At 67.0% G+C, this 19,490-nt stretch carries 22 protein-coding genes; 18 read left to right on the forward strand and 4 right to left on the reverse strand.

Annotated features, from left to right (window positions below; all coding sequences use genetic code 11):
• The first annotated feature begins 20 nt into the window (after positions 1-20).
• The gene (locus KDW55_RS21915; RefSeq protein WP_212161075.1) at positions 21-809 is read left to right on the forward strand and encodes a type II secretion system protein N; all 789 of its coding nucleotides are present in this window, start codon (positions 21-23) and stop codon (positions 807-809) included.
• A 158-nt stretch (positions 810-967) separates the two neighbouring features.
• Here the strand turns inward: KDW55_RS21915 and KDW55_RS21920 are convergent, their stop codons facing one another.
• On the reverse strand, positions 968-2,494 hold the full coding sequence (locus tag KDW55_RS21920; RefSeq protein WP_212161024.1) for an efflux transporter outer membrane subunit: 1,527 nt from the start codon (positions 2,492-2,494) through the stop codon (positions 968-970).
• A 317-nt stretch (positions 2,495-2,811) separates the two neighbouring features.
• The gene (locus KDW55_RS21925; RefSeq protein ID WP_212161022.1) at positions 2,812-3,096 is read right to left on the reverse strand and encodes a multidrug ABC transporter ATPase; all 285 of its coding nucleotides are present in this window, start codon (positions 3,094-3,096) and stop codon (positions 2,812-2,814) included.
• A 174-nt stretch (positions 3,097-3,270) separates the two neighbouring features.
• Between KDW55_RS21925 and KDW55_RS21930 the strand changes: the two genes are divergently transcribed.
• Both KDW55_RS21930 and KDW55_RS21935 read left to right on the forward strand, forming a co-directional pair.
• The gene (locus KDW55_RS21930; RefSeq protein ID WP_059548131.1) at positions 3,271-3,759 is read left to right on the forward strand and encodes a MarR family transcriptional regulator; all 489 of its coding nucleotides are present in this window, start codon (positions 3,271-3,273) and stop codon (positions 3,757-3,759) included.
• Positions 3,760-3,934: 175 nt separating this feature from the next.
• Positions 3,935-5,497, forward strand: a complete 1,563-nt coding sequence (locus KDW55_RS21935; RefSeq protein WP_040142694.1) for a DHA2 family efflux MFS transporter permease subunit — start codon at positions 3,935-3,937, stop codon at positions 5,495-5,497.
• A gap of 101 nt (positions 5,498-5,598) precedes the next feature.
• Here KDW55_RS21935 and KDW55_RS21940 read toward each other — a convergent pair whose 3' ends face one another.
• A complete protein-coding gene (locus KDW55_RS21940) occupies positions 5,599-6,525 on the reverse strand; it encodes a LysR family transcriptional regulator (protein WP_040142692.1) in 927 nt (308 codons plus the stop codon).
• 141 nt (positions 6,526-6,666) lie between these two features.
• Here KDW55_RS21940 and KDW55_RS21945 point away from each other — a divergent pair, with 141 nt between their 5' ends.
• From KDW55_RS21945 to KDW55_RS29500, 10 genes are all read left to right on the forward strand, one after another.
• Positions 6,667-7,143 carry a CidA/LrgA family protein gene (locus KDW55_RS21945; RefSeq protein WP_040142690.1) on the forward strand — a complete coding sequence of 159 codons (477 nt, stop codon included), beginning with the start codon at positions 6,667-6,669 and terminating at the stop codon, positions 7,141-7,143.
• 13 nt (positions 7,144-7,156) lie between these two features.
• A complete protein-coding gene (locus KDW55_RS21950) occupies positions 7,157-7,879 on the forward strand; it encodes an LrgB family protein (RefSeq protein WP_040142688.1) in 723 nt (240 codons plus the stop codon).
• 182 nt (positions 7,880-8,061) lie between these two features.
• Positions 8,062-8,598, forward strand: coding sequence for a flagellar basal body-associated protein FliL (gene fliL, locus KDW55_RS21955; protein ID WP_052111020.1), 537 nt, complete (start codon positions 8,062-8,064; stop codon positions 8,596-8,598).
• Positions 8,599-8,620: 22 nt separating this feature from the next.
• Positions 8,621-9,619: a flagellar motor switch protein FliM gene (fliM, locus tag KDW55_RS21960; RefSeq protein WP_040142684.1), complete on the forward strand. Its 999-nt coding sequence runs from the start codon at positions 8,621-8,623 to the stop codon at positions 9,617-9,619.
• Positions 9,612-10,103, forward strand: a complete 492-nt coding sequence (fliN, locus tag KDW55_RS21965) for a flagellar motor switch protein FliN (RefSeq protein WP_040142682.1) — start codon at positions 9,612-9,614, stop codon at positions 10,101-10,103. Before fliM ends, fliN begins: the two co-directional genes overlap by 8 nt.
• Complete coding sequence (gene fliO / locus KDW55_RS21970) at positions 10,100-10,681, forward strand: flagellar biosynthetic protein FliO (RefSeq protein WP_209821366.1); 582 nt, start codon at positions 10,100-10,102, stop codon at positions 10,679-10,681. The genes fliN and fliO overlap by 4 nt, the downstream gene beginning before the upstream one ends.
• Positions 10,682-10,717: 36 nt before the next feature.
• Complete coding sequence (gene fliP, locus KDW55_RS21975; RefSeq protein WP_040142678.1) at positions 10,718-11,479, forward strand: flagellar type III secretion system pore protein FliP; 762 nt, start codon at positions 10,718-10,720, stop codon at positions 11,477-11,479.
• A 16-nt stretch (positions 11,480-11,495) separates the two neighbouring features.
• Positions 11,496-11,768: a flagellar biosynthesis protein FliQ gene (gene fliQ / locus KDW55_RS21980; protein ID WP_006750427.1), complete on the forward strand. Its 273-nt coding sequence runs from the start codon at positions 11,496-11,498 to the stop codon at positions 11,766-11,768.
• A gap of 29 nt (positions 11,769-11,797) precedes the next feature.
• Positions 11,798-12,580: a flagellar biosynthetic protein FliR gene (gene fliR, locus KDW55_RS21985; protein ID WP_040142674.1), complete on the forward strand. Its 783-nt coding sequence runs from the start codon at positions 11,798-11,800 to the stop codon at positions 12,578-12,580.
• 91 nt (positions 12,581-12,671) lie between these two features.
• Entirely contained in the window at positions 12,672-13,094 is a 423-nt protein-coding gene (locus KDW55_RS29500) for a hypothetical protein (RefSeq protein WP_249181336.1), read from the forward strand.
• Between the two features lie 262 nt (positions 13,095-13,356).
• Here the strand turns inward: KDW55_RS29500 and KDW55_RS21995 are convergent, their stop codons facing one another.
• Positions 13,357-14,061, reverse strand: coding sequence for a response regulator transcription factor (locus tag KDW55_RS21995; RefSeq protein WP_212149249.1), 705 nt, complete (start codon positions 14,059-14,061; stop codon positions 13,357-13,359).
• Positions 14,062-14,451: 390 nt separating this feature from the next.
• Between KDW55_RS21995 and KDW55_RS22000 the strand changes: the two genes are divergently transcribed.
• The 5 genes from KDW55_RS22000 (at position 14,452) to KDW55_RS22020 (ending at position 19,467) form a co-directional block, all read left to right on the forward strand.
• On the forward strand, positions 14,452-15,456 hold the full coding sequence (locus KDW55_RS22000) for an ABC transporter substrate-binding protein (protein ID WP_040142664.1): 1,005 nt from the start codon (positions 14,452-14,454) through the stop codon (positions 15,454-15,456).
• Between the two features lie 121 nt (positions 15,457-15,577).
• Positions 15,578-16,375, forward strand: coding sequence for an ABC transporter ATP-binding protein (locus tag KDW55_RS22005; protein WP_040142661.1), 798 nt, complete (start codon positions 15,578-15,580; stop codon positions 16,373-16,375).
• A 19-nt stretch (positions 16,376-16,394) separates the two neighbouring features.
• Complete coding sequence (locus KDW55_RS22010; protein WP_144245414.1) at positions 16,395-17,252, forward strand: ABC transporter permease; 858 nt, start codon at positions 16,395-16,397, stop codon at positions 17,250-17,252.
• 76 nt (positions 17,253-17,328) lie between these two features.
• Positions 17,329-18,696 carry a sensor histidine kinase gene (locus KDW55_RS22015; protein WP_212161021.1) on the forward strand — a complete coding sequence of 456 codons (1,368 nt, stop codon included), beginning with the start codon at positions 17,329-17,331 and terminating at the stop codon, positions 18,694-18,696.
• A gap of 93 nt (positions 18,697-18,789) precedes the next feature.
• Positions 18,790-19,467, forward strand: a complete 678-nt coding sequence (locus tag KDW55_RS22020) for a response regulator (protein WP_040142656.1) — start codon at positions 18,790-18,792, stop codon at positions 19,465-19,467.
• The last annotated feature ends 23 nt before the right edge of the window (positions 19,468-19,490 follow it).

Raw genomic sequence — 19,490 nt, forward strand, 5'->3', positions numbered from 1 at the left:
AAACCAGCGGCGGTCGGCCGATGAGGCCGGGCATCAGGCGGCTCGTCGCCGTGTTGCCGTGGTTGCTCGCCGGCGGCCTCGCGACGGCGGCGACGCTCGTCGCGCTTGCGCCGGCCGCGTGGATCGCGCCGCAGTTTGCGCGCGCGACCGGCGGCCACGTGAATCTCGTCGATCCGGAGGGCTCGTTGTGGCGCGGTTCGGGCACGCTGATGCTCGCGCCGGGCGCTGACCAGAGCGCGGCGACGCTGCTGCCGGGCCGCGTCGAATGGGCGACGCGCTTCTGGCCGTTGCTGACAGGGCGCGTGCAGATGCGCATGCGGCAGACCGAGGCGATGCCCGACGCGGTCACGCTCGACGCGACGTGGCGCGGCGCGACGCTGTCGGCGGGCTCGATGGCCGTGCCCGCGTCGCTGCTCGCGGGGCTCGGCACGCCGTTCAACACGCTCGACCTGCAGGGCGACGTGCGGGTCGGCTGGACCGACTGGCGGATGATCGGCCGTAACGCGTTCGGCCAGATGACGGTGACGATCGATTCGATGAGTTCGCGCGTGTCGCGCGTGAAGCCGCTCGGCTCGTACCGGGCGGTGCTGCAGGCGAAGGGCACCGACGCCGATCTCGACCTGTCGACCACGCAAGGCCCGCTGTTCCTCGACGGGCACGGCAGCTTCGGCCCTGGCCGCGGCTCGTTTCGCGGCACCGCACATGCGGCGCCGGAGCAGCAGGCGAACCTCGCCGGGCTGCTGAACCTGCTGGGCCATCCGATCGGCAACAATCAGGTTTCGCTGATCTTCGGCGATGCGATGCGCTGAGCGCGCGCGGGTTTCGCGCACGCGTCAACGTGCGCTCGGGCGGAATGGCGTTTACTGAAAGCGTCGCCGGCAGCGATGCAATACGGCGACGCGCGTTCGGCATTTATGTGTCGATTGCCCATCGATCTGGCGCGCAGTCGTTCAACCGCGCGTGACATTCATTGCTGGGCGACCGGCGTGGCCCCCGCACCGCTCGCGGGCGCGGGCGCCGGCGCCGCCACGTCGCCCGTCTCGCGCGCGATGTCCGTGACATTCCAGCCGCCGCCGAGCGCCTTCACAAGCCCGACCGACGACACCATCCGCTGGCCGGCGATCGTCGCGAGCTTTTGCTGCGCGGTGAACGCGGTGGTCTGGGCGGTCAACACGTTCAGATACGCAACCGTGCCGGCCTTGTACTGGTTTGTCACGATCGCGAGCGAATGCTCGGCGCTGTCGACGGCCTGACGCTGCACGTCGATTTCCTGCGCGAGGATGCGCTGCGACGCCAGGTTGTCCTCGACGTCCTGAAACGCGATCAGCACCGCGAGGCGGTACGCGGCGACGTCCTGGTCGTACGTCGCGCGCGCGGCATCGGTCTGCGCGGCACGCAGGCCGGCATCGAACAGCGTTGCCGCCAGTTGCGGGCCGACCGTCCAGAATCGCGCGGGCAGCGTGAACAGTTGCGACCACACCGAACTCTGGAAGCCGCCGCTTGCCGACAGCGTCAGCGTCGGGAAGAACGCCGCGATCGCGACGCCGATCTGCTCGTTAGCGGCGGCGGCCCGACGTTCGGCGGCCGCGATGTCGGGGCGGCGTTCGAGCAGCGCGGACGGCACGTCCACCGGCGTGATCGGCGGTTCCGCCGTCAGCGGGTTCGGCGGCAGCGAGAACGTCGACGCCGGCTCGCCGATCAGCGTCGCGATCGCATGTTCGTACTGCGCGCGTGCGACGCCGTTGTCGATCGCCGCGGCCTGCGCGCTCTGGAGTTGCGTCTGCGCCTGGATTACGTCCGCGCGTGCGGCCACGCCCTGCGCGTACTGGTTTTGCGTAAGCTTCAGCGATTCGCCGTACGACTTCACGGTATCGTCGAGCAGCTTCTGCAGCGCGTCCGACGTGCGCAGCTGGAAGTAGGTCTGCGCGAGCAACGCCTGCTGCGACAGCCGCGCATTCGCGAGATCGGCCGCGGCAGCCGCTTCGCCGGCGCGTTGCGCGCTGACGCTGCGGCTCACCTTGCCCCACAGGTCGGGCTCCCAGCTCGCATCGAGGCCGACGCTGTAGCTGTTGCTGATCGACGAACTGCCGCCAAAATTCGACGACGTGGACGTGCGGCCCGTGCGCGAGCGCGAGCCCGACGCGGTCAGGCCGACCGTCGGGAAGTACGCGGCGCGCGCCTCGGTGACGAGCGCGCGTGCCTGCCGGTACGCGGCCGCCGATTGCGCAATGGTCTGGTTCGATGCATTGAGCTTGCCGATCAGCGCGTCGAGCTGCGGATCGTTGTAGACGGTCCACCACGGGCCGCGGTCGGCACGGTCGGCGGGCTGCGCAACCTTCCAGCCGGCCGGCGCTTCCTTGAACGCGGCGGGGATCGACGTGTCGGGCCGGTGATAGTCGGGCCCGACGGCGCAGCCGGCGAGCAGCACGGCCGTCGCAACGGCGACGGCGGCGCTCAGCGGGCGAAAGGCGCGCGGGAGGGGGGCGTACGGCATCGTGATGTTCCTGTCTGGGCGCGACGGCCGGCGAGCGGCGTCGCGCGGTGCGATCCTGCGGTGCGGTCGTTGGCCGCTGGCGGAGAAATGGTAACTGACGGCGGGAAAGCTGCGCAGTCGTAAGGGTACGGTGCGCGCTGGCGCGCATGTGTTACCGGCACGGCCGCGCGGTTTACCGGTCGTTACCGCGCGTGTGCGGGCGCGACGGGAATGACGCGCGGCATATGCGACAAACGTGCGACGAAAGCGCGACGAGCGACCGCCAGCGGGCGTGAAGCCGTCAGCCGTTCAATCGGAATGGCGTGGGCCGCGCGGCTTCAATGGCAGCGCACCGGAAGGGGAACAGGTTTGGCGGCGGACCGCCATGACGACGCGTCCGTGGCCGCCGGCTGACTCGCGCGGCGGCCGGCGCCGTCCGCGCGGCGCTGCCGCCGATGATCGAGCCACGCAAACCCGAGCGCCGCGAGCGAGCCGCCGGGTACCACCAGCATCGTCACGTACAGCGCAATCTTCCAGCCGCGGTGCGGCCCGGAGAACACGTGATGAGCGGTATCGGTCAGGTTGCGGCGCAGCACGCCGGCGGCATTTTTCAGGAACAGCATCGCGAACATCCTCGGGGGCCCGGCAGCGCGGGCTAAGCGGTCAGAACATAGTCTCCGGCAGTGCAACATGCACGTCGTAACTGGTTGCCTGAAATAATATTGACTAAGCAATCATTTTTCAAGATACTGGGCGCGTTTTGACCTGAAACGCACTGTTGCTGCGTGTGCAATCGCATGAACGGCGGCCTCTACGATCCCGACACCATCGAGCTGGAAACGAGCCTGGGTTACTACCTGACCAAGGCCCGGCAGGCGCTCGTCGAGAGGATGGATCGCGCGCTCGAGCCGCTCGATCTCACCGCGCAGCAGATCGGCGTGATCCTGTTGCTGTCGCGCGGCTATGCGCGCACGCCGTTCGAGCTGTCCCGCAAGATGTCGTACGACAGCGGTTCGATGACGCGCATGCTCGATCGCCTCGAACGCAAAGGCCTCGTGGCGCGCTCGCGCAGCGAACAGGATCGACGTGTGATCGAGCTGACGCTGACCGAACGCGGCGCCGATGCGGCGCGCGCGCTGCCGTCGCTGATTGCTACCGCGCTGAACGCGCAGCTCGCCGGCTTCTCGGCCGACGAACTGACGACGCTCACCGCGCTGCTGCAGCGCTTTATCGCGAACGGGCCAGACGACCTCGGCTGCCCGAAGCCCGACGAATCCGACTGCTGAACGCGGGGGCACGATGTCTAGGTTAAGCGTTCGCTTATTTGTCTGTCTGGGCAGAAGATGACGAGACACGCGCTTCGTTTATCCGTTTCCCCGTTCCACCCGGCCGGGCCGCGCGGTATCGCGCACCCGTGCGTTGTGCCGGCGCGTTGTGCGCGCCGCATCTAGGAGAATTCCGATGTCCGCCACCACGGCATCCGCCGCCTCCCCCGCCGCCGAACCCGCGCCGCTTTCCGGCGGGGCGCTCGCGCTGCTCACCGTCGGGCTCGCGCTCGGCACCTTCATGGAAGTGCTCGACACGTCGATCGCGAACGTCGCGGTGCCCACCATCTCGGGCAGCCTCGGCGTCGCGACGAGCGAAGGCACGTGGGTGATCTCGTCGTATTCGGTCGCGTCGGCCATCGCGGTGCCGCTGACCGGCTGGCTTGCGCGGCGAGTCGGCGAGGTGCGCCTGTTCACGCTGTCGGTGCTCGCGTTCACGATTGCGTCGGCGATGTGCGGCCTCGCGTCGAACTTCGAGACGCTGATCGCGTTCCGGCTGCTGCAGGGTCTGGTATCCGGCCCGATGGTGCCGCTGTCGCAGACGATCCTGATGCGCAGCTATCCGCCTGCGAAGCGCGGGCTCGCGCTCGGGCTATGGGCGATGACGGTGATCGTCGCGCCGATTTTCGGGCCGTTGCTGGGCGGGTGGATCAGCGACAACTACACGTGGCCGTGGATCTTCTACATCAACCTGCCGATCGGCGTGTTCTCCGCGACCTGCGCGTTCTTCCTGCTGCGCGGCCGCGAGACGAAGACGACGAAACAGCGGATCGACGCCGTCGGCCTCGCGCTGCTCGTGATCGGCGTGTCGTGCCTGCAGATGATGCTCGACCTCGGCAAGGACCGCGACTGGTTCAACTCGACGTTCATCGTCGCGCTCGCGCTGATCGCGGTCGTGTCGCTCGCGTTCATGCTCGTGTGGGAAGCAACCGAGAAGGAGCCGGTGGTCGACCTGTCGCTCTTCAAGGACCGCAACTTCGCGCTCGGTGCGCTCATCATCTCGTTCGGCTTCATGGCGTTCTTCGGCTCGGTCGTGATCTTTCCGCTGTGGCTGCAGACGGTGATGGGCTACACGGCCGGCAAGGCGGGCCTCGCGACCGCGCCGGTCGGGCTGCTCGCGCTCGTGCTGTCGCCGCTGATCGGGCGCAACATGCATCGGCTCGACCTGCGGATGGTCGCCAGCTTCGCATTCATCGTGTTCGCGATCGTGTCGGTGTGGAATTCGACGTTCACGCTCGACGTGCCGTTCAATCACGTGATTCTGCCGCGGCTCGTGCAGGGGATCGGCGTCGCCTGCTTCTTCGTGCCGATGACGACGATCACGCTGTCGAGCATCTCCGACGAACGGCTCGCGAGCGCGTCGGGATTGTCCAACTTCCTGCGCACGCTGTCCGGCGCGATCGGCACCGCGGCCAGCTCGACGTTCTGGGAGAACGATGCGATCTACCACCATGCGCGGCTGTCGGAATCGGTGAGCATCTACGCGCAGAACACCACCGACTACCAGGGCGCGCTCGCGCAACTCGGCATCGTCGGGCAGACGGCGAATGCGCAGCTTAACCAGCTCGTCACGCAGCAGGGCTTCATGATGGCGACCAACGACTTCTTCCACCTGTCGGCGGGCGTGTTCATCGCGCTCGCGGCTCTCGTGTGGATCACGAAGCCGAAGAAGGGCGCGGGGCCGGCGATGGGGCATTGATCACTTGGCGTGTCCGGTGTTCTCGGGACGGTCGCCCCTCATACCGTTGCCCGAGATCCGGCCCCCGGCGCCGCCCGGCTGAGCGCATGCGGCGCGCGACCTCACTCCCGCGCCCGCAATCCGCCGAACGCAAGATCGTCGCCCGACGCGATCGGCAGCGTCGCCCGCGCGACATCGAGCCACGCGCGCGCCGCGTGTGACAGATAGCCTTTCTTCAGCCAGCCGAGCGCGATCGCCCACGTGATCTCCGGCTCCACGATCGGCCGGCACGTGAACTGCCGCGTGTCGAGCCGACGGCAATACGGTTCCGGCAACAGCGCGATGCCGACGCCCGCATGCACGAGCGCCGCCATGAAATCCCAGTGGCCGCTGCGGCTCACGATCGACGGTGTGAAGCCGACCTGCCGGCACGCATCGAGCACCGCGTCGTGCAGCGCCAGGCTTTCCGCGTAGAACACGAACGACTCGCGCGCGAGGTCCGCGAGCGGCACGGCCGCGTGATCCTCCCAGCGCGACTCGCGCGGCGCGACCAGCCACAGCGGCGCGCGCACCATCGGCAGGCGGTCGAACGTGCCGGGATCGACGGGCTCCAGCAGTCCGCCGAGTTCGAGCTCGCCCGACACCAGCGCCGCCTCGATCATCCGCGCGCCCTGCTCGAACAGCTTCAGCTCGATGTTCGGATAGCGCTGCTTGTACGCGGCGATGATCGGCGTGAACAGCGAGCCGCCGAGCGGCGGAATCCCGATCGTCAACTCCCCGCGGCCGAGCGTGCCGAGATCCTTCAACTCCGACTGCAGCTGCGCCTGTGCGGCGAGCACGTCCTGGCCGCGCTGGAACACGATCCGTCCCGCGTCGGTGAGCACCATCTGCCGGCCGTCGCGCAACAGCAGCGGGGAGCCTATCTCGTCCTCCAGCGCCTTCACCATCTTGCTGATGGTCGGCTGCGTGACGAACAGCCGGTCGGCCGCCGCAGTGAAGCTCTGCTGACGCACGACCTCGACGAAGTACCGCAGCGCGCGCAATTCCATCGATCACTCCCCAGTTTGGTGCGCCAACGCGCACCGGAATTCCGAATTGGAATGATAAGGATAGAGACAAGTCATTTTATTTATGGTTAGGGGAAACCCTATACTTGGGCCATTGACAGCACTATCCGTATGGAGCCCGCCATGACCACGCCGACCACCGCCTCCGCCGCTCGCCCCGCCGCTTCCGGCAACGTCGCGCGCACGGGCCGGATCGTGCTGCAGGCCGCCGCGCTCGGCGTGCTGTGGATGGGCGTCGACTGGGCGGTGCGCGCGGTCCGGCTGCCGGTGCCGTCCGGCGTGATCGGCCTTGCGGTGCTGCTTGCGCTGCTGTTCTCGGGCCGCGTCGCGCCGGCGTGGATCAAGGACGGCGCGAACTGGCTGCTGTCCGACATGCTGCTGTTCTTCGTGCCGGCCGCCGTCGCGGCCGTCCAGTACGGCGGGCTGTTCCGCGAGGACGGCTGGCGCATCGCGCTGGTCATGCTTGCCGGCACCGCGTTCGTGATGGTCGCCGTGGCCGTCGCGGTCGATCTTGCCGCCAGGCTCGAGCGCCGGCTCGCCGCGCAGCGCGTGTTCGCCGAGCGCCGTCGCGCGCGCATCGCGACGGTGTCCGCGCACTGAGCGGGAGCCTGCGATGCATGCGCTGCTGTCGAACCTGTCCGCCGATCACGTGAACACCGCGATCTCCGTCGGCTGTTTCGTGCTGACGGTCGCGCTGTATTTCGCGTCGAAGCGGCTCTACGCGTACAAGAAGACGCTGCTGTTCTCGCCGCTCGTGTTCGTGCCGGCCGTGCTGGTGCTGCTGGTGCTGCTGACCGGCATCCCGTATTCCGTCTACTTCCGCGACACGCGCTGGCTGATGTGGCTGCTGGGCCCGGCAACGATCGCGTTCGCGGTGCCGATCTACGAATATCGCGACCTGATTCGTCGGCACTGGCTGTCGCTGTCGGTGGGCGTCGCGGTCGGGATCGGCGCCGGCGTGTGCGGGTCGCTGCTGCTCGCGAAGCTGCTCCACCTGTCCCCGGAACTGCAGCGCTCGCTGATGACACGGTCGGTGTCCACCCCGTTCGCGCTCGCCGTGTCCGACAAGATCCATGCGCCGAAGGATCTCACCGCGCTGTTCGTGATCGCGACCGGCATCTGCGGGATGCTGCTCGGCGAGATCGTGCTCGCGCTGGTGCCGATGCGCACGCGGCTCGCGCGTGGCGCGCTGTTCGGCGCGGCGGCGCACGGCGTGGGCACCGCGAAGGCGCGCGAGATCGGCAGCGAGGAAGGCGTCGTGTCGAGCCTCACGATGATGATCGCGGGCGTTGCGATGGTACTGATCGCGCCCCTGCTGTCGCTGCTGCCGATCTGATGCGACGCGGGCGGCGCCGCCGCCCGCCTCCCCGCATCCCCGCCTTCGGGGCCCGCCCCCGGCGGGCCGTTTTCCCCGTCGCTGCGGCCCTGCACCGGGCCGGCGGCCAACCGACAATCGGCTGAGATAGCCGCAATTCCCCCCTCTTTTCCGCCCATCGGCGTCGGCCCGGATGCCGAACAATGCATGCTACGAGACATCACGCACGCATTCACATGGCCTCCACGACCGCAAACCCGACCGCCGACAAGCCGGCTTCGTCCGGCAAGTTCAAGCGCATCGCGCTCATCGCCGTCATCGCGCTGGGCGCGGCTGCCGCCGCTGCCGGCGGCATGTACGTGTTCCTGAGCAAGGCGGGCGTCGGCCACGCGAGCGCGCCCGCCGAGCCGGCACCGCTCGCCGCGCCGGTGTTCTTTCCGCTCGACCCGCTGACCGTGAACCTGCAGTCGGACGACGGCATGCAGCATTACCTGCGCGTCGGCCTGTCGCTGAAGCTCACCGACCCGAAAGCGCAGGAACAGCTGACCGCGCGGATGCCGGAGATCCGCAGCCGGATCCTGCTCGCGCTGTCGAACAAGCATCCCGAGGATCTCGCGACGCCGGACGGCAAGCGTTCGCTCGCGACGGAACTGCGGACGCTGATCGAGCAGCCAACGCAGCCCGGCAACCAGCGCGCGAAGATCGACGACGTGCTGTTTACCGAATTCGTCGTCCAGTAACGCGGCCGGACAAGGAGCGCGCATGGGCCACCAGGAGTTCATGTCCCAGGAGGAGGTCGATGCCCTCCTCAAGGGCGTCACCGGCGAATCCGACTCAGTCGACGAGCAGCGCGACACGTCGGGCGTCCGCCCCTACAACATCGCGACGCAGGAGCGGATCGTCCGCGGCCGGATGCCCGGCCTCGAGATCATCAACGACCGCTTCGCGCGCCTTTTGCGGATCGGCATCTTCAACTTCATGCGGCGCACGGCGGAAATCTCCGTGAGCCAGGTGAAGGTGCAGAAGTACAGCGAGTTCACCCGCAATCTGCCGATCCCGACGAACCTGAACCTCGTGCACGTGAAGCCGCTGCGCGGCACGTCGCTGTTCGTGTTCGACCCGAACCTCGTGTTCTTCGTCGTCGACAACCTGTTCGGCGGCGACGGGCGCTTCCATACGCGCGTCGAGGGCCGCGACTTCACGGCCACCGAGCAGCGGATCATCGGCAAGCTGCTGAACCTCGTGTTCGAGCATTACACGACCGCGTGGAAGAGCGTGCGGCCGCTGCAGTTCGAGTTCGTGCGCTCGGAGATGCATACGCAGTTCGCGAACGTGGCTACCCCGAACGAGATCGTGATCGTCACGCAGTTCTCGATCGAGTTCGGCCCGACCGGCGGCACGCTGCACATCTGCATGCCGTATTCGATGGTCGAGCCGATTCGGGACGTGCTCGCGTCGCCGATCCAGGGCGAGGCGCTCGAAGTCGATCGCCGTTGGGTGCGCGTGCTGTCGCAGCAGGTGCAGTCGGCCGAGGTCGAGCTGACCGCCGATCTCGCGGAGATCCCGGTGACGTTCGAGAAGATCCTGAACCTGCGCGCGGGCGACGTGCTGCCGCTGGAGATCGAAGACACGATCACCGCGAAGGTCGACGGCGTGCCGGTGATGGAATGCGGCTACGGCATTTTCAATGGTCAATATGCGTTGCGCGTGCAGAAGATGATCAGCGCGAGCGACACGATGAAGGAAGGTGGATATGAGTGAGCTGAACCCGACGCCCGAACTCGACCCGCAGGCACTCGCCGACGCGGCGCTGGCGGCATCGCCGGCGGCCGCCGAGAAGGCGCCCGCCGCTGCGGACGAAGAGCTGAGCATGGACGACTGGGCCGCCGCGCTCGCCGAACAGAACCATCAGCCGGTGCAGGCCGGCGCGACGGGCGCCGGCGTGTTCCAGCCGCTGTCGAAGGCGGCGCCCAGCTCGACGCACAACGACATCGAGATGATTCTCGACATCCCGGTGAAGATGACCGTGGAGCTCGGCCGCACGAAGATCGCGATCCGCAACCTGCTGCAGCTCGCGCAGGGATCGGTCGTCGAACTCGACGGCCTCGCCGGCGAACCGATGGACGTGCTCGTGAACGGGTGCCTGATCGCGCAGGGCGAAGTCGTGGTCGTCAACGACAAGTTCGGCATCCGGCTGACCGACATCATCACGCCGGCCGAACGTATCCGGAAGCTCAATCGATGAACGTTGCGAAGGCCGGCCGCGGTGTACGCGTTCCGGCGAGCGCTGCAGCGTCGGCGGTAGCCGTCGGCTTATTGCTCGCATGCGCATCGGCCGGCGCGGCCGACATGAACGCGGTCAACCATCCCGGTTCGATCGCGTCGAGCGTGATGGTCGGCTCGGCCGCGCCGTCGCTCGGTGTCGGCGCGGTGCTGCAGACGCTCGTCGGGCTTGCGGTCGTGATCGGCCTCGTGTTCGGCTGCGCGTGGCTCGCCCGCCGCTTCGGGTTCCAGCCCGCGCGGCGCGGCGGCCCGCTGAAGGTCGTGTCGAGCGTCGGGCTCGGCGCGAAGGAAAGCGCGACGATCGTCGAGATCGGCGATACGTGGCTCGTGCTCGGCGTCGCGCCTGGCAACGTGCGGCTGCTGCATTCGCTGCCCGCCGGTTCGGTGCCTGCGACGCTTGCGCCCGCGGCGGCCGCCCCCGCCGATGCCGCATCGGCCGCTCCCGGCCAGCCCGCGCAGCCCGGCACGTTCGGCGCGCGGTTTCGCGACGCGCTCGCCGGCGAAGCCGCAAAGCGCTTCGGGCGCGGCAAGGACCACTGACATGCCGTCGCGCCCCATTTTCGTCTCCGCATTCCGATGAAACACGAATTCCTGCGTCGCGCGGCGCGCGTCGCGCCCGTGCTGATCCTCGGCCTTGCCCCGGCGCTCGCGTGCGCGCAAGCGACCGGCCTGCCCGCCTTCAACACGAGCCCGGGCCCGAACGGCGGCACGACCTATTCGCTGAGCGTGCAGACGATGCTGCTGCTCACGATGCTGTCGTTCCTGCCGGCGATGCTGCTAATGATGACGAGCTTCACGCGCATCATCATCGTGCTGTCGTTGCTGCGCCAGGCGCTCGGCACCGCGACGACGCCGCCGAACCAGGTGCTGGTCGGCCTCGCGATGTTCGTCACGTTCTTCGTGATGTCGCCGGTGCTCGACCGCGCGTACACCGACGGCTACAAGCCGTTCTCCGAGGGTTCGCTGCCGATGGAGCAGGCCGTGCAGCGCGGCGTTGCGCCGTTCAAGGCGTTCATGCTGAAGCAGACGCGCGAGACCGATCTCGCACTGTTCGCGAAGATCTCGAAGGCCGCGCCGATGCAAGGGCCGGAAGACGTGCCGTTGTCGCTGCTGGTGCCCGCGTTCGCCACGAGCGAGCTGAAGACCGGCTTCCAGATCGGCTTCACGATCTTCATCCCGTTCCTGATCATCGACATGGTCGTCGCGAGCGTGCTGATGTCGATGGGGATGATGATGGTGTCGCCGTCGACGGTGTCGCTGCCGTTCAAGCTGATGCTGTTCGTGCTCGTCGACGGCTGGCAACTGCTGATCGGCTCGCTCGCGCAGAGCTTCACGTAAGCGGAGGAAACGCGCGATGACGCCCGAACAGGTGATGACGCTGGCGCACCAGGCGATGATGGTCGGCCTGTTGCTGGCCGCCCCGCTGCTGCTGGTCGCGCTCGCGGTCGGCCTCGTCGTGAGCCTGTTCCAGGCCGCGACGCAAATCAACGAATCGACGCTGTCGTTCATCCCGAAGCTGCTCGCAGTGGCTGCGACGCTCGTGATCGCCGGCCCGTGGATGCTGACGACGATGCTCGACTACCTGCGGCAAACGCTGCTGCACGTCGCGACGCTCGGCGCCGGCTGAGCCGCGCGCCCGGCTTTCGTTATCCGACGATGTTCTCGGTTACCTACGCGCAGCTCAACGGCTGGCTCACCGCGTTCCTGTGGCCGTTCGTGCGAATGCTCGCGCTTGTCGCGACGGCGCCCGTGATCGGCCACGCGGCGGTGCCGGTGCGCGTGAAGATCGGCGTTGCCGCGTTCATGGCGCTGGTCGTCGCGCCGACGCTCGGCGCGATGCCGGGCGTCACCGTGTTCTCCGCGCAGGGCGTCTGGATCGTCGTCACGCAGTTCCTGGTCGGCATCGCGATGGGCTTCACGATGCAGCTCGTGTTCGCGGCCGTCGAGGCGGCCGGCGACTTCATCGGGCTGTCGATGGGGCTCGGCTTCGCGACGTTCTTCGACCCGCATTCGAACGGCGCGACGCCGGTAATGGGCCGTTTCCTGAACGCGATCGCGATGCTCGCGTTCCTCGCGGTGGACGGGCACCTGCAGGTGTTCGCGGCGCTGGCCGCGTCGTTCCAAACGCTGCCGGTGTCTGCCGACCTGCTGCATGCGCCCGGCTGGCGCACGCTCGCGGCGTTCGGCGCCACCGTGTTCGAGATGGGGTTGTTGCTCGCGTTGCCGGTGGTGGCCGCGCTGCTGATCGCGAACCTCGCGCTCGGGATCCTGAATCGCGCGGCGCCGCAGATCGGCATCTTCCAGATCGGCTTCCCGGTCACGATGCTGGTGGGGCTGTTGCTCGTGCAACTGATGATCCCGAACCTCGTGCCGTTCGTGTCGCACCTGTTCGACATGGGGCTCGATGCGATGGGGCGGGTGTTGTCAGGGTGGCGGTGACGAGCGGGACGTTCGTCCCGAGCGATGGGCGCTGCTTCGGCCGGGCGGCCAGGGTTTCGTGGGGAGTCGGGGGCTTTTCAGCCCGGGGGGGTTGGCGACGACTCTGCCGGTCGGCCTGCTTTGCGCCGCGCGTCGCCATTTCCGCTCGGTCCTCAGTCGCATTCCACGATTCGCGATTGTGCAGGCACCCGCCGGAATTGGACGAACGACGATATCGTTCTGTCATGCACTGCTGAATAATCCTCTGCTTTGCGGCATAACCTCGGCCCGGTTCCGTGGAAAGGTGAAATCGACCCGCCTCGGGCGCGAAGTCGGGCTACGCACGCAGATCGACGAACTGGATGCGCAGCAGCACTATTTCGAAGCGATCTGCGATCTCGCCGACGTCCGCGATCGCTACCTGCGGGCGCGCCTGCAACGCTCCGCCGCGCTCGGCACGCTCAGCGACGATGACGTCGCCAGCATCGGCTGCCGCGCTGACGACCCAGCGCCTTCCGCGGGGAACCCATCATGAACAGAATGTGAATATTGCCGAAGGTATATCGCTGGTATCGAGCGCATCGCAGGCAAGCATCCTTTCCTTGCTATGGACCAAATATGCCAATTTTATTATCTCCTTCGATTAAAAAGATAAAAGAACCACTCGCTCAATGCGACACCTATCGCCGTGGCCAGCAGCGTATATGCCGTTCCCGCCGGCAGGATCGTGAACTTCATATTTAGAAAATTAATCGCGACAATCGAGAGAATCGCGTTGATTATTCTGGCGACAAAAATCATGCGCCCACCCCTCGTAATGTTGTCGGCAGTTTTTTAAACGGAAACGCCGGATATGAAGCGTACTTGCCCGATGGAAATTCGGGCATCGTAAAATACCCATTCGTATCCGCCTGCAGTTTCTTCATCGCCGTGTATTTCTGCGTCGACACGGTGCTGACCGAGCGCCCGAGCATCTTCGCAATGCTCGCGAGCGAGTAGCCCAACGCGAACAGGCGCACGACGTCAAGCTCCTTCTGCGTCAACGTTGGAAGTGCATCGCCGCCGTTCGCGCTTGACTGCCCCAGGATCGCACGGGCCGTCGGCGAAAAATATCGCGTTCGACTTGCGCGCACATGTCGGCACGCATGCACGACCTCATCGATTCCGTCTTCCTTGCTGACGATCGCTTTCACTCCCAGTCGCAGCGCAGCCGCGAAGATGCTCGGATTTTTTTGCGCGGTCAGCATCACGCAGTGCGCACTAGGCGCGATGTCGCGCAGCTTGCGCAGCAACCTCAGACCGTCTGTCGATTTCTCGCCGCGATTCATCGAATAGTCCACGACGATGAGATCGGCCGGGGAGCGCGCCAATGCGTCGATCAGCCCCTCCCCGCTATTGCAGCACTGCGAGATGAGGAAATCCGGCTCCCATTGCGGCAAGCGCTTCAGCATTTCGATCACCAACGGATGGTCGTCGGCAATGGCGATGGTGGTTGGTCTCATTGGATCGTCGAAACGAAATATCAGGTCAGTAGGCGAACCGCGGACCAGAAATCACAGTCGGCACGGTGCGCTACGCGATGCGTCCCCGTCGACCAGCACCTTTGTCGTGATGCCATGCTGCCGCAGTTGGTTGGAGCGCAATGGATGAGTCTCTTTGTGCTCGCCAAAGCGTAATGCCGAGAAATCGGCATAGATAGGCCCGCTAGCCCCCCCCCCCCGCCGCCCAAACCGCCTCGCGCAGCGCTCTTCGAGCATCCGCGCCGGCTTCGTGGAAAACCCCTAACGGAATCGCCGGCCCGCGAAAGGTTGCGGAAGGTTTCGCGTCCCTATACTCGTCGTGACGATGCAGCAAGCATCGCGCCATACGAATACAACGAAGGAGACGACCCGATGCGACCCGCCCTGCGCACCCTCGCCGTTGCAGCCAGCCTGAGCTGCGCGCTTGCCGCTCATCCCGCTTTCGCCGACGACGGCGGCAAGATCACGATCATGGTCGGCGGGATCGCGAAGCTGATCTACCTGCCCGCGCGGCTCACGCAGGAGCTCGGCTATTTCAAGGCCGAAGGGCTCGACGTCGAGTTGCTGTCGCAGCCGGCCGGCGTCGACGCGGAGAACGAACTGCTCGCGGGCGCCGTGCAGGGCGTCGTCGGCTTCTACGACCATACGATCGACCTGCAGAGCAAGGGCAAGGACGTGAAGGCGATCGCCGTGTTCGGCCAGGTGCCGGGCGAGGTCGAGATGGTGTCGACGAAGGCGGCCCCGACGTTCAAGTCGATGGCCGACGCGAAAGGCAAGACGCTCGGCGTGACGGGCCTCGGCTCGTCGACGAGCTTCCTCACGCAATATCTCGCACTGCAGCACGGTGTGCCGTCGACGCAGTACACGATGCTGCCGGTCGGCGCCGACGCGAGCTTCATCGCCGCGATCAAGCAGGGCCGCATCGACGCCGGGATGACGACCGAGCCGACGGTGTCCGCGCTCGAGAAGATGGGCGACGCGAAGGTGCTGGTCGACTTGCGCACCGTCGACGGCACGCGTGCCGCGCTCGGCGGCGTCTATCCGGCCGCGAGCCTGTACGTGCAGTCCGCATGGGCCGATTCGCACAAGGCGGAAGCGACCAAGCTCGCGCACGCGTTCGCGAAGACGATGCAGTTCATCCACACGCACAGCGCCGAGGAAATCGCCGCGAAGATGCCGGCCGACTATCAGAAGGACAAGGGCCTTTACGTGGCCGCGCTGAAGGCGTCGCTGCCGATGTACACCGCCGACGCGAAGATGCCGGCCGACGGCCCGGCAACCGTGCTGAAGGTGCTGTCGGCATTCAACCCTTCGGTGAAGGGCAAGCATATCGACCTGGCTCGCACCTATACCAACGATTTCGTGAACGCAAAGTAATCGACCGTCGCAGACGCGCCGGCCGCGGCGATCCCGCCGCCGCGCGCGCCCCGTTCCGGCCCGGCTGGCCGGCCCGGCGGCGCCACGATGCGACGCCCTCCTCACCCGCAGGACGAATGCAATGAACCAGGCAGTTTCCCCGAGCACACCGGCGATCGAGTTTCGCAACGTGTCGTGCCGCTTCATTTCGCCGGAAGGCAAGGCCACCGTCGCGCTGCGCGATTTCAGCATGAGCGTGGCGCGCGGCGAGTTCATCGCGATCGTCGGGCCGACCGGCTGCGGCAAGTCGACCACGCTGAACCTGATCACCGGGCTGCTGAAGCCCGTGTCTGGCGAGGTGCGCGTGATGGGCCGCCCGGTCGACGGGATCGACCCGCGCATCGGCTTCGTGTTCCAGGCGGACGCCGTGTTCCCGTGGCGCAACGTGATCGACAACGTCGCGGCGGGCCCGCTGTTCCGCGGCCGCTCGAAGGACGTCGCGTACGCACAGGCCGAGGAATGGATCCGCAAGGTCGGCCTCGACAAGTTCACGAAGCATTACCCGCATCAGCTCTCCGGCGGAATGAGAAAGCGCGTCGCGCTCGCGCAGACCTTCATCAACCAGCCGGAAATCCTGCTGATGGACGAGCCGTTCTCGGCGCTCGACATGCAGACCCGCACGCTGATGCAGGACGAGCTGCTGCAGCTGTGGTCCGCGAACAAGGGCTCCGTCGTATTCGTCACGCACGATCTCGAGGAAGCGATCGCACTCGCCGACCGCGTGTTCGTGCTGACCGCACGCCCCGCGACGCTCAAGCGCGTGTACGAGATCGACCTGCCGCGTCCGCGCGTCACATCCGAGATTCGCTACGACGCGCGCTTCATCGAGATTTCCAAGGACATCTGGCACGACCTGCGCGAAGAAGTGCAGATCGGCTGACAGCAGCAAGGACAGGAGCATGACCGACATGACGCTTCCCCCCACCGCCATTGCGGCGACGTCGCTCGAGGACGAGTCGCGCGCCGCGCAAACCCGGCTGCGCCGCCGCCGGCAACTGATCATCGGCCTGCGGATTGCCGTGCTCGTCGTCGTGCTGGGCGGCTGGGAACTCGCCGCGCGGCTCAAGTGGATCGATCCGTTCTTCTTCTCGATGCCGTCGCTGATCTTCGAGCAGATTCAGGACTGGTTCGTAAACGGCACGTCGCAGGGCCCGCTGCTCACGCAGGTATGGGTGACGCTCGAGGAAACCGCGATCGGCTTTTTGATCGGCTCGGTCGCCGGCGTGATCTGCGGGATCGTGCTCGGCCGCAACAAGCTGATGGCCGACGTGTTCGGCCTGTACATCCAGATCGCGAACTCGATTCCGCGCGTCGTGCTGGGCTCGGTGTTCGTGATCGCGCTCGGCCTCGGGATGGCGTCGAAGATCGCGCTGGCCGTCGTGATGGTGTTCTTCGTCGTGTTCGGCAACGCATTCCAGGGCGTGCGCGAAGCCGATCGCTACCTGATCGCGAACGCGCAAATCCTCGGCGCGTCGCGTCGGCAGATCACCACATCCGTCGTGATTCCGTCCGCGCTCAGCTGGATTCTCGCGAGCCTGCACGTGAGCTTCGGCTTCGCGCTCGTCGGTGCGGTGGTCGGCGAATTCCTGGGTTCCAAGCAAGGGATCGGCCTGCTAATCTCCACCGCCCAGGGCGCGTTCAATGCGAGCGGCGTGTTCGCGGCGATGATCGTGCTGGCCGTCGTCGCGCTGGCCGCCGACTATCTGCTGACCTGGCTCGAGAAGCGCTTGCTGAAGTGGCGGCCCGCCGCTTTCTGAGCAACGCACGCGATATCGGATGACACGCCCGAACCGCGCCGGCGCTCCCGGCGCGGTTCGGCATTGAGGAGACGGAATGGCGCACAGCCTGCGCGGGCGGCTCTTGTGGTGGCTGCTGCTGCCGCTCGCGGCCTTCGTGCTGATCGCGGGCGCGATGTCGTACGACACCGCGCGGCGCACGGCCGCGCTCGTGCAGGACAGCGCGCTCGTCGCGTCGGCGCGCACGATCGGCGAGGACGTCGAATGGCGCAACGGGATGCCGGCGGCCGACGTGCCGCCCGCCGCGCTCGAGATCTTCGAATCGCCGTCGCGCGATTCGGTCTTCTACAAGGTGATCGACAGCCACGGCCGGCTGCTCGCAGGCAATCCGACGCTCGACGTGCCGGCGCGGCACGGCGTCGAGCCGACGCTGTACGACACGTCGCTCGACGGCGAGCGGCTGCGCGCGGCTGCCTACGACCGCCAGCTGTACGACGAGGGGCAGGTGGAGACGGTCACGGTGGTCGTCGCGAAGACGACTCGCTCGGACGACGCGATGGTCGCGACAATCTGGCGGCCGCAGCTTGTGCGGCTGTCGCTGATGCTGGTGCTCGCGATCGTGCTGGTCTATCTCGGCCTCACGTTCGAGCTGCGACCGCTGATGAAGCTCAAAGACGACGTCGCCGACCGCGGACCGATGGAGCTCGAGCCGATCCGCCCGGAGCGGTTACAGCATGAACTGCGGCCAATCGTCGACGCGATCAACCAGTGCATCGCGCGGCTCAACACGCACACGGCCACGCAGCGCCGCTTCATCGCCGATGCCGCGCACCAGCTGCGCACGCCGATCGCGGTGCTGGACACGCAGATCCAGTACGCGCAGCAGCGCGGCAACGACGATGCGGATCTCGCTGCGGTGCTCGACAGCATGCAGCGCAGCAGCCGCAAGATGGCCGACGTGACCGACAAACTGCTGTTGCTCGCGCATGCGGAGGCGACGCCGTCGACGCTGCTCACGCATCGCGTCGATCTCGCGGCCGTGATATCGAGCGTGCTCGAGGAAACGATCGTGCTCGCGCAGCGCCGCAACATCGATCTCGGCGCCGATCTCGGCGAGCGGCTCGACGTCGCGGGCAGCGACAGCCTGTTGACCGCGCTGGTCATGAATCTCGTCGACAATGCGGTGCGCTACACGCAGGCAGGGGGCTGCGTGACGGTGGCCGCGCGCCGCGACGGCGACGCGGTCGTGCTCGACGTGATCGACAACGGCCCGGGCATTCCGGCCGAGGCGCGGCCGCACGTGTTCAAACGGTTCTACCGCGTGTCGGCGGATACCGAAGGCTCCGGCCTCGGCCTCGCGATCGTCCGCGAAATCGCGCAGGCGCACGGCGGCACCGCGACGCTTGCGCCGGGGGCCGGCAATCGCGGTATCGTCGTGACCGTGCGGTTGCCCGCGTACGATTGAAAAGTCGACCCAACGCCGTCGCTGAGCGCCCGGCCCTCCAACGGGATTAACGAAACTCGGGGCGCCCGGCGTTCCTTGAGAGATGAAGTCGCCATGAAACTCCTGCTGGTCGAAGACAACGCCGAGCTCGCGCACTGGATCGTGAATCTGCTGCGCGGCGAAGATTTCGCGGTCGACTGCGTCGGCGACGGCGAACGCGCGGACGCGGTGCTGAAGACCGAACGCTACGACGCCGTGCTGCTCGACATGCGGCTGCCGGGGATCAGCGGCAAGGAAGTGCTCGCGCGGTTGCGCCGCCGCAACGACAACGTGCCGGTGCTGATGCTGACCGCGCACGGCTCGGTCGACGACAAGGTCGACTGCTTCGGTGCGGGCGCCGACGACTACGTGGTGAAACCGTTCGAATCGCGCGAGCTGGTCGCGCGGATCCGCGCGCTGATCCGACGGCAGGCCGGCGTCGGCACGACGCAGCTCGTATGCGGCGATCTCGTCTACGCGTTCGGCACGCGCGAGTTCCGCTGCGGCGACGCGGTGCTCGCGCTGCGCCGCCGCGAGCACGCGATTCTCGAAACGCTGATGCTGCAGCAGAACAAGACGGTGTCGAAGGCGCGGCTGATGGACAGCGTGTTCGCACTGGACGACGAGCCGAGCGCCGACGCGATCGACATCTACATCCATCGGTTGCGCAAGCATCTTGCGGGCAGTACGGCCGAGATCATTACGCTGCGCGGGCTCGGCTATATCCTGCGCGCGAAGAGCGCGCAGGACTGACCCGCGCGTCGCACCGCAGGTCG

The organism is Burkholderia sp. AU19243, assembly GCF_018148075.1.
Lineage (GTDB): Bacteria > Pseudomonadota > Gammaproteobacteria > Burkholderiales > Burkholderiaceae > Burkholderia > Burkholderia latens_A.

Excerpts from the sequence above, each read along its gene's own strand:
- KDW55_RS21915 (WP_212161075.1), top strand. The coding sequence starts at position 21 with ATGAGGCCGGGCATCAGGCGGCTCGTCGCCGTGTTGCCGTGGTTGCTC.
- KDW55_RS21920 (WP_212161024.1), bottom strand. The coding sequence starts at position 2,494 with ATGCCGTACGCCCCCCTCCCGCGCGCCTTTCGCCCGCTGAGCGCCGCC.
- KDW55_RS21925 (WP_212161022.1), bottom strand. The coding sequence starts at position 3,096 with ATGCTGTTCCTGAAAAATGCCGCCGGCGTGCTGCGCCGCAACCTGACC.
- KDW55_RS21930 (WP_059548131.1), top strand. The coding sequence starts at position 3,271 with ATGAACGGCGGCCTCTACGATCCCGACACCATCGAGCTGGAAACGAGC.
- KDW55_RS21935 (WP_040142694.1), top strand. The coding sequence starts at position 3,935 with ATGTCCGCCACCACGGCATCCGCCGCCTCCCCCGCCGCCGAACCCGCG.
- KDW55_RS21940 (WP_040142692.1), bottom strand. The coding sequence starts at position 6,525 with ATGGAATTGCGCGCGCTGCGGTACTTCGTCGAGGTCGTGCGTCAGCAG.
- KDW55_RS21945 (WP_040142690.1), top strand. The coding sequence starts at position 6,667 with ATGACCACGCCGACCACCGCCTCCGCCGCTCGCCCCGCCGCTTCCGGC.
- KDW55_RS21950 (WP_040142688.1), top strand. The coding sequence starts at position 7,157 with ATGCATGCGCTGCTGTCGAACCTGTCCGCCGATCACGTGAACACCGCG.
- fliL (WP_052111020.1), top strand. The coding sequence starts at position 8,062 with ATGCATGCTACGAGACATCACGCACGCATTCACATGGCCTCCACGACC.
- fliM (WP_040142684.1), top strand. The coding sequence starts at position 8,621 with ATGGGCCACCAGGAGTTCATGTCCCAGGAGGAGGTCGATGCCCTCCTC.
- fliN (WP_040142682.1), top strand. The coding sequence starts at position 9,612 with ATGAGTGAGCTGAACCCGACGCCCGAACTCGACCCGCAGGCACTCGCC.
- fliO (WP_209821366.1), top strand. The coding sequence starts at position 10,100 with ATGAACGTTGCGAAGGCCGGCCGCGGTGTACGCGTTCCGGCGAGCGCT.
- fliP (WP_040142678.1), top strand. The coding sequence starts at position 10,718 with ATGAAACACGAATTCCTGCGTCGCGCGGCGCGCGTCGCGCCCGTGCTG.
- fliQ (WP_006750427.1), top strand. The coding sequence starts at position 11,496 with ATGACGCCCGAACAGGTGATGACGCTGGCGCACCAGGCGATGATGGTC.
- fliR (WP_040142674.1), top strand. The coding sequence starts at position 11,798 with ATGTTCTCGGTTACCTACGCGCAGCTCAACGGCTGGCTCACCGCGTTC.
- KDW55_RS21995 (WP_212149249.1), bottom strand. The coding sequence starts at position 14,061 with ATGAGACCAACCACCATCGCCATTGCCGACGACCATCCGTTGGTGATC.
- KDW55_RS22000 (WP_040142664.1), top strand. The coding sequence starts at position 14,452 with ATGCGACCCGCCCTGCGCACCCTCGCCGTTGCAGCCAGCCTGAGCTGC.
- KDW55_RS22005 (WP_040142661.1), top strand. The coding sequence starts at position 15,578 with ATGAACCAGGCAGTTTCCCCGAGCACACCGGCGATCGAGTTTCGCAAC.
- KDW55_RS22010 (WP_144245414.1), top strand. The coding sequence starts at position 16,395 with ATGACCGACATGACGCTTCCCCCCACCGCCATTGCGGCGACGTCGCTC.
- KDW55_RS22015 (WP_212161021.1), top strand. The coding sequence starts at position 17,329 with ATGGCGCACAGCCTGCGCGGGCGGCTCTTGTGGTGGCTGCTGCTGCCG.
- KDW55_RS22020 (WP_040142656.1), top strand. The coding sequence starts at position 18,790 with ATGAAACTCCTGCTGGTCGAAGACAACGCCGAGCTCGCGCACTGGATC.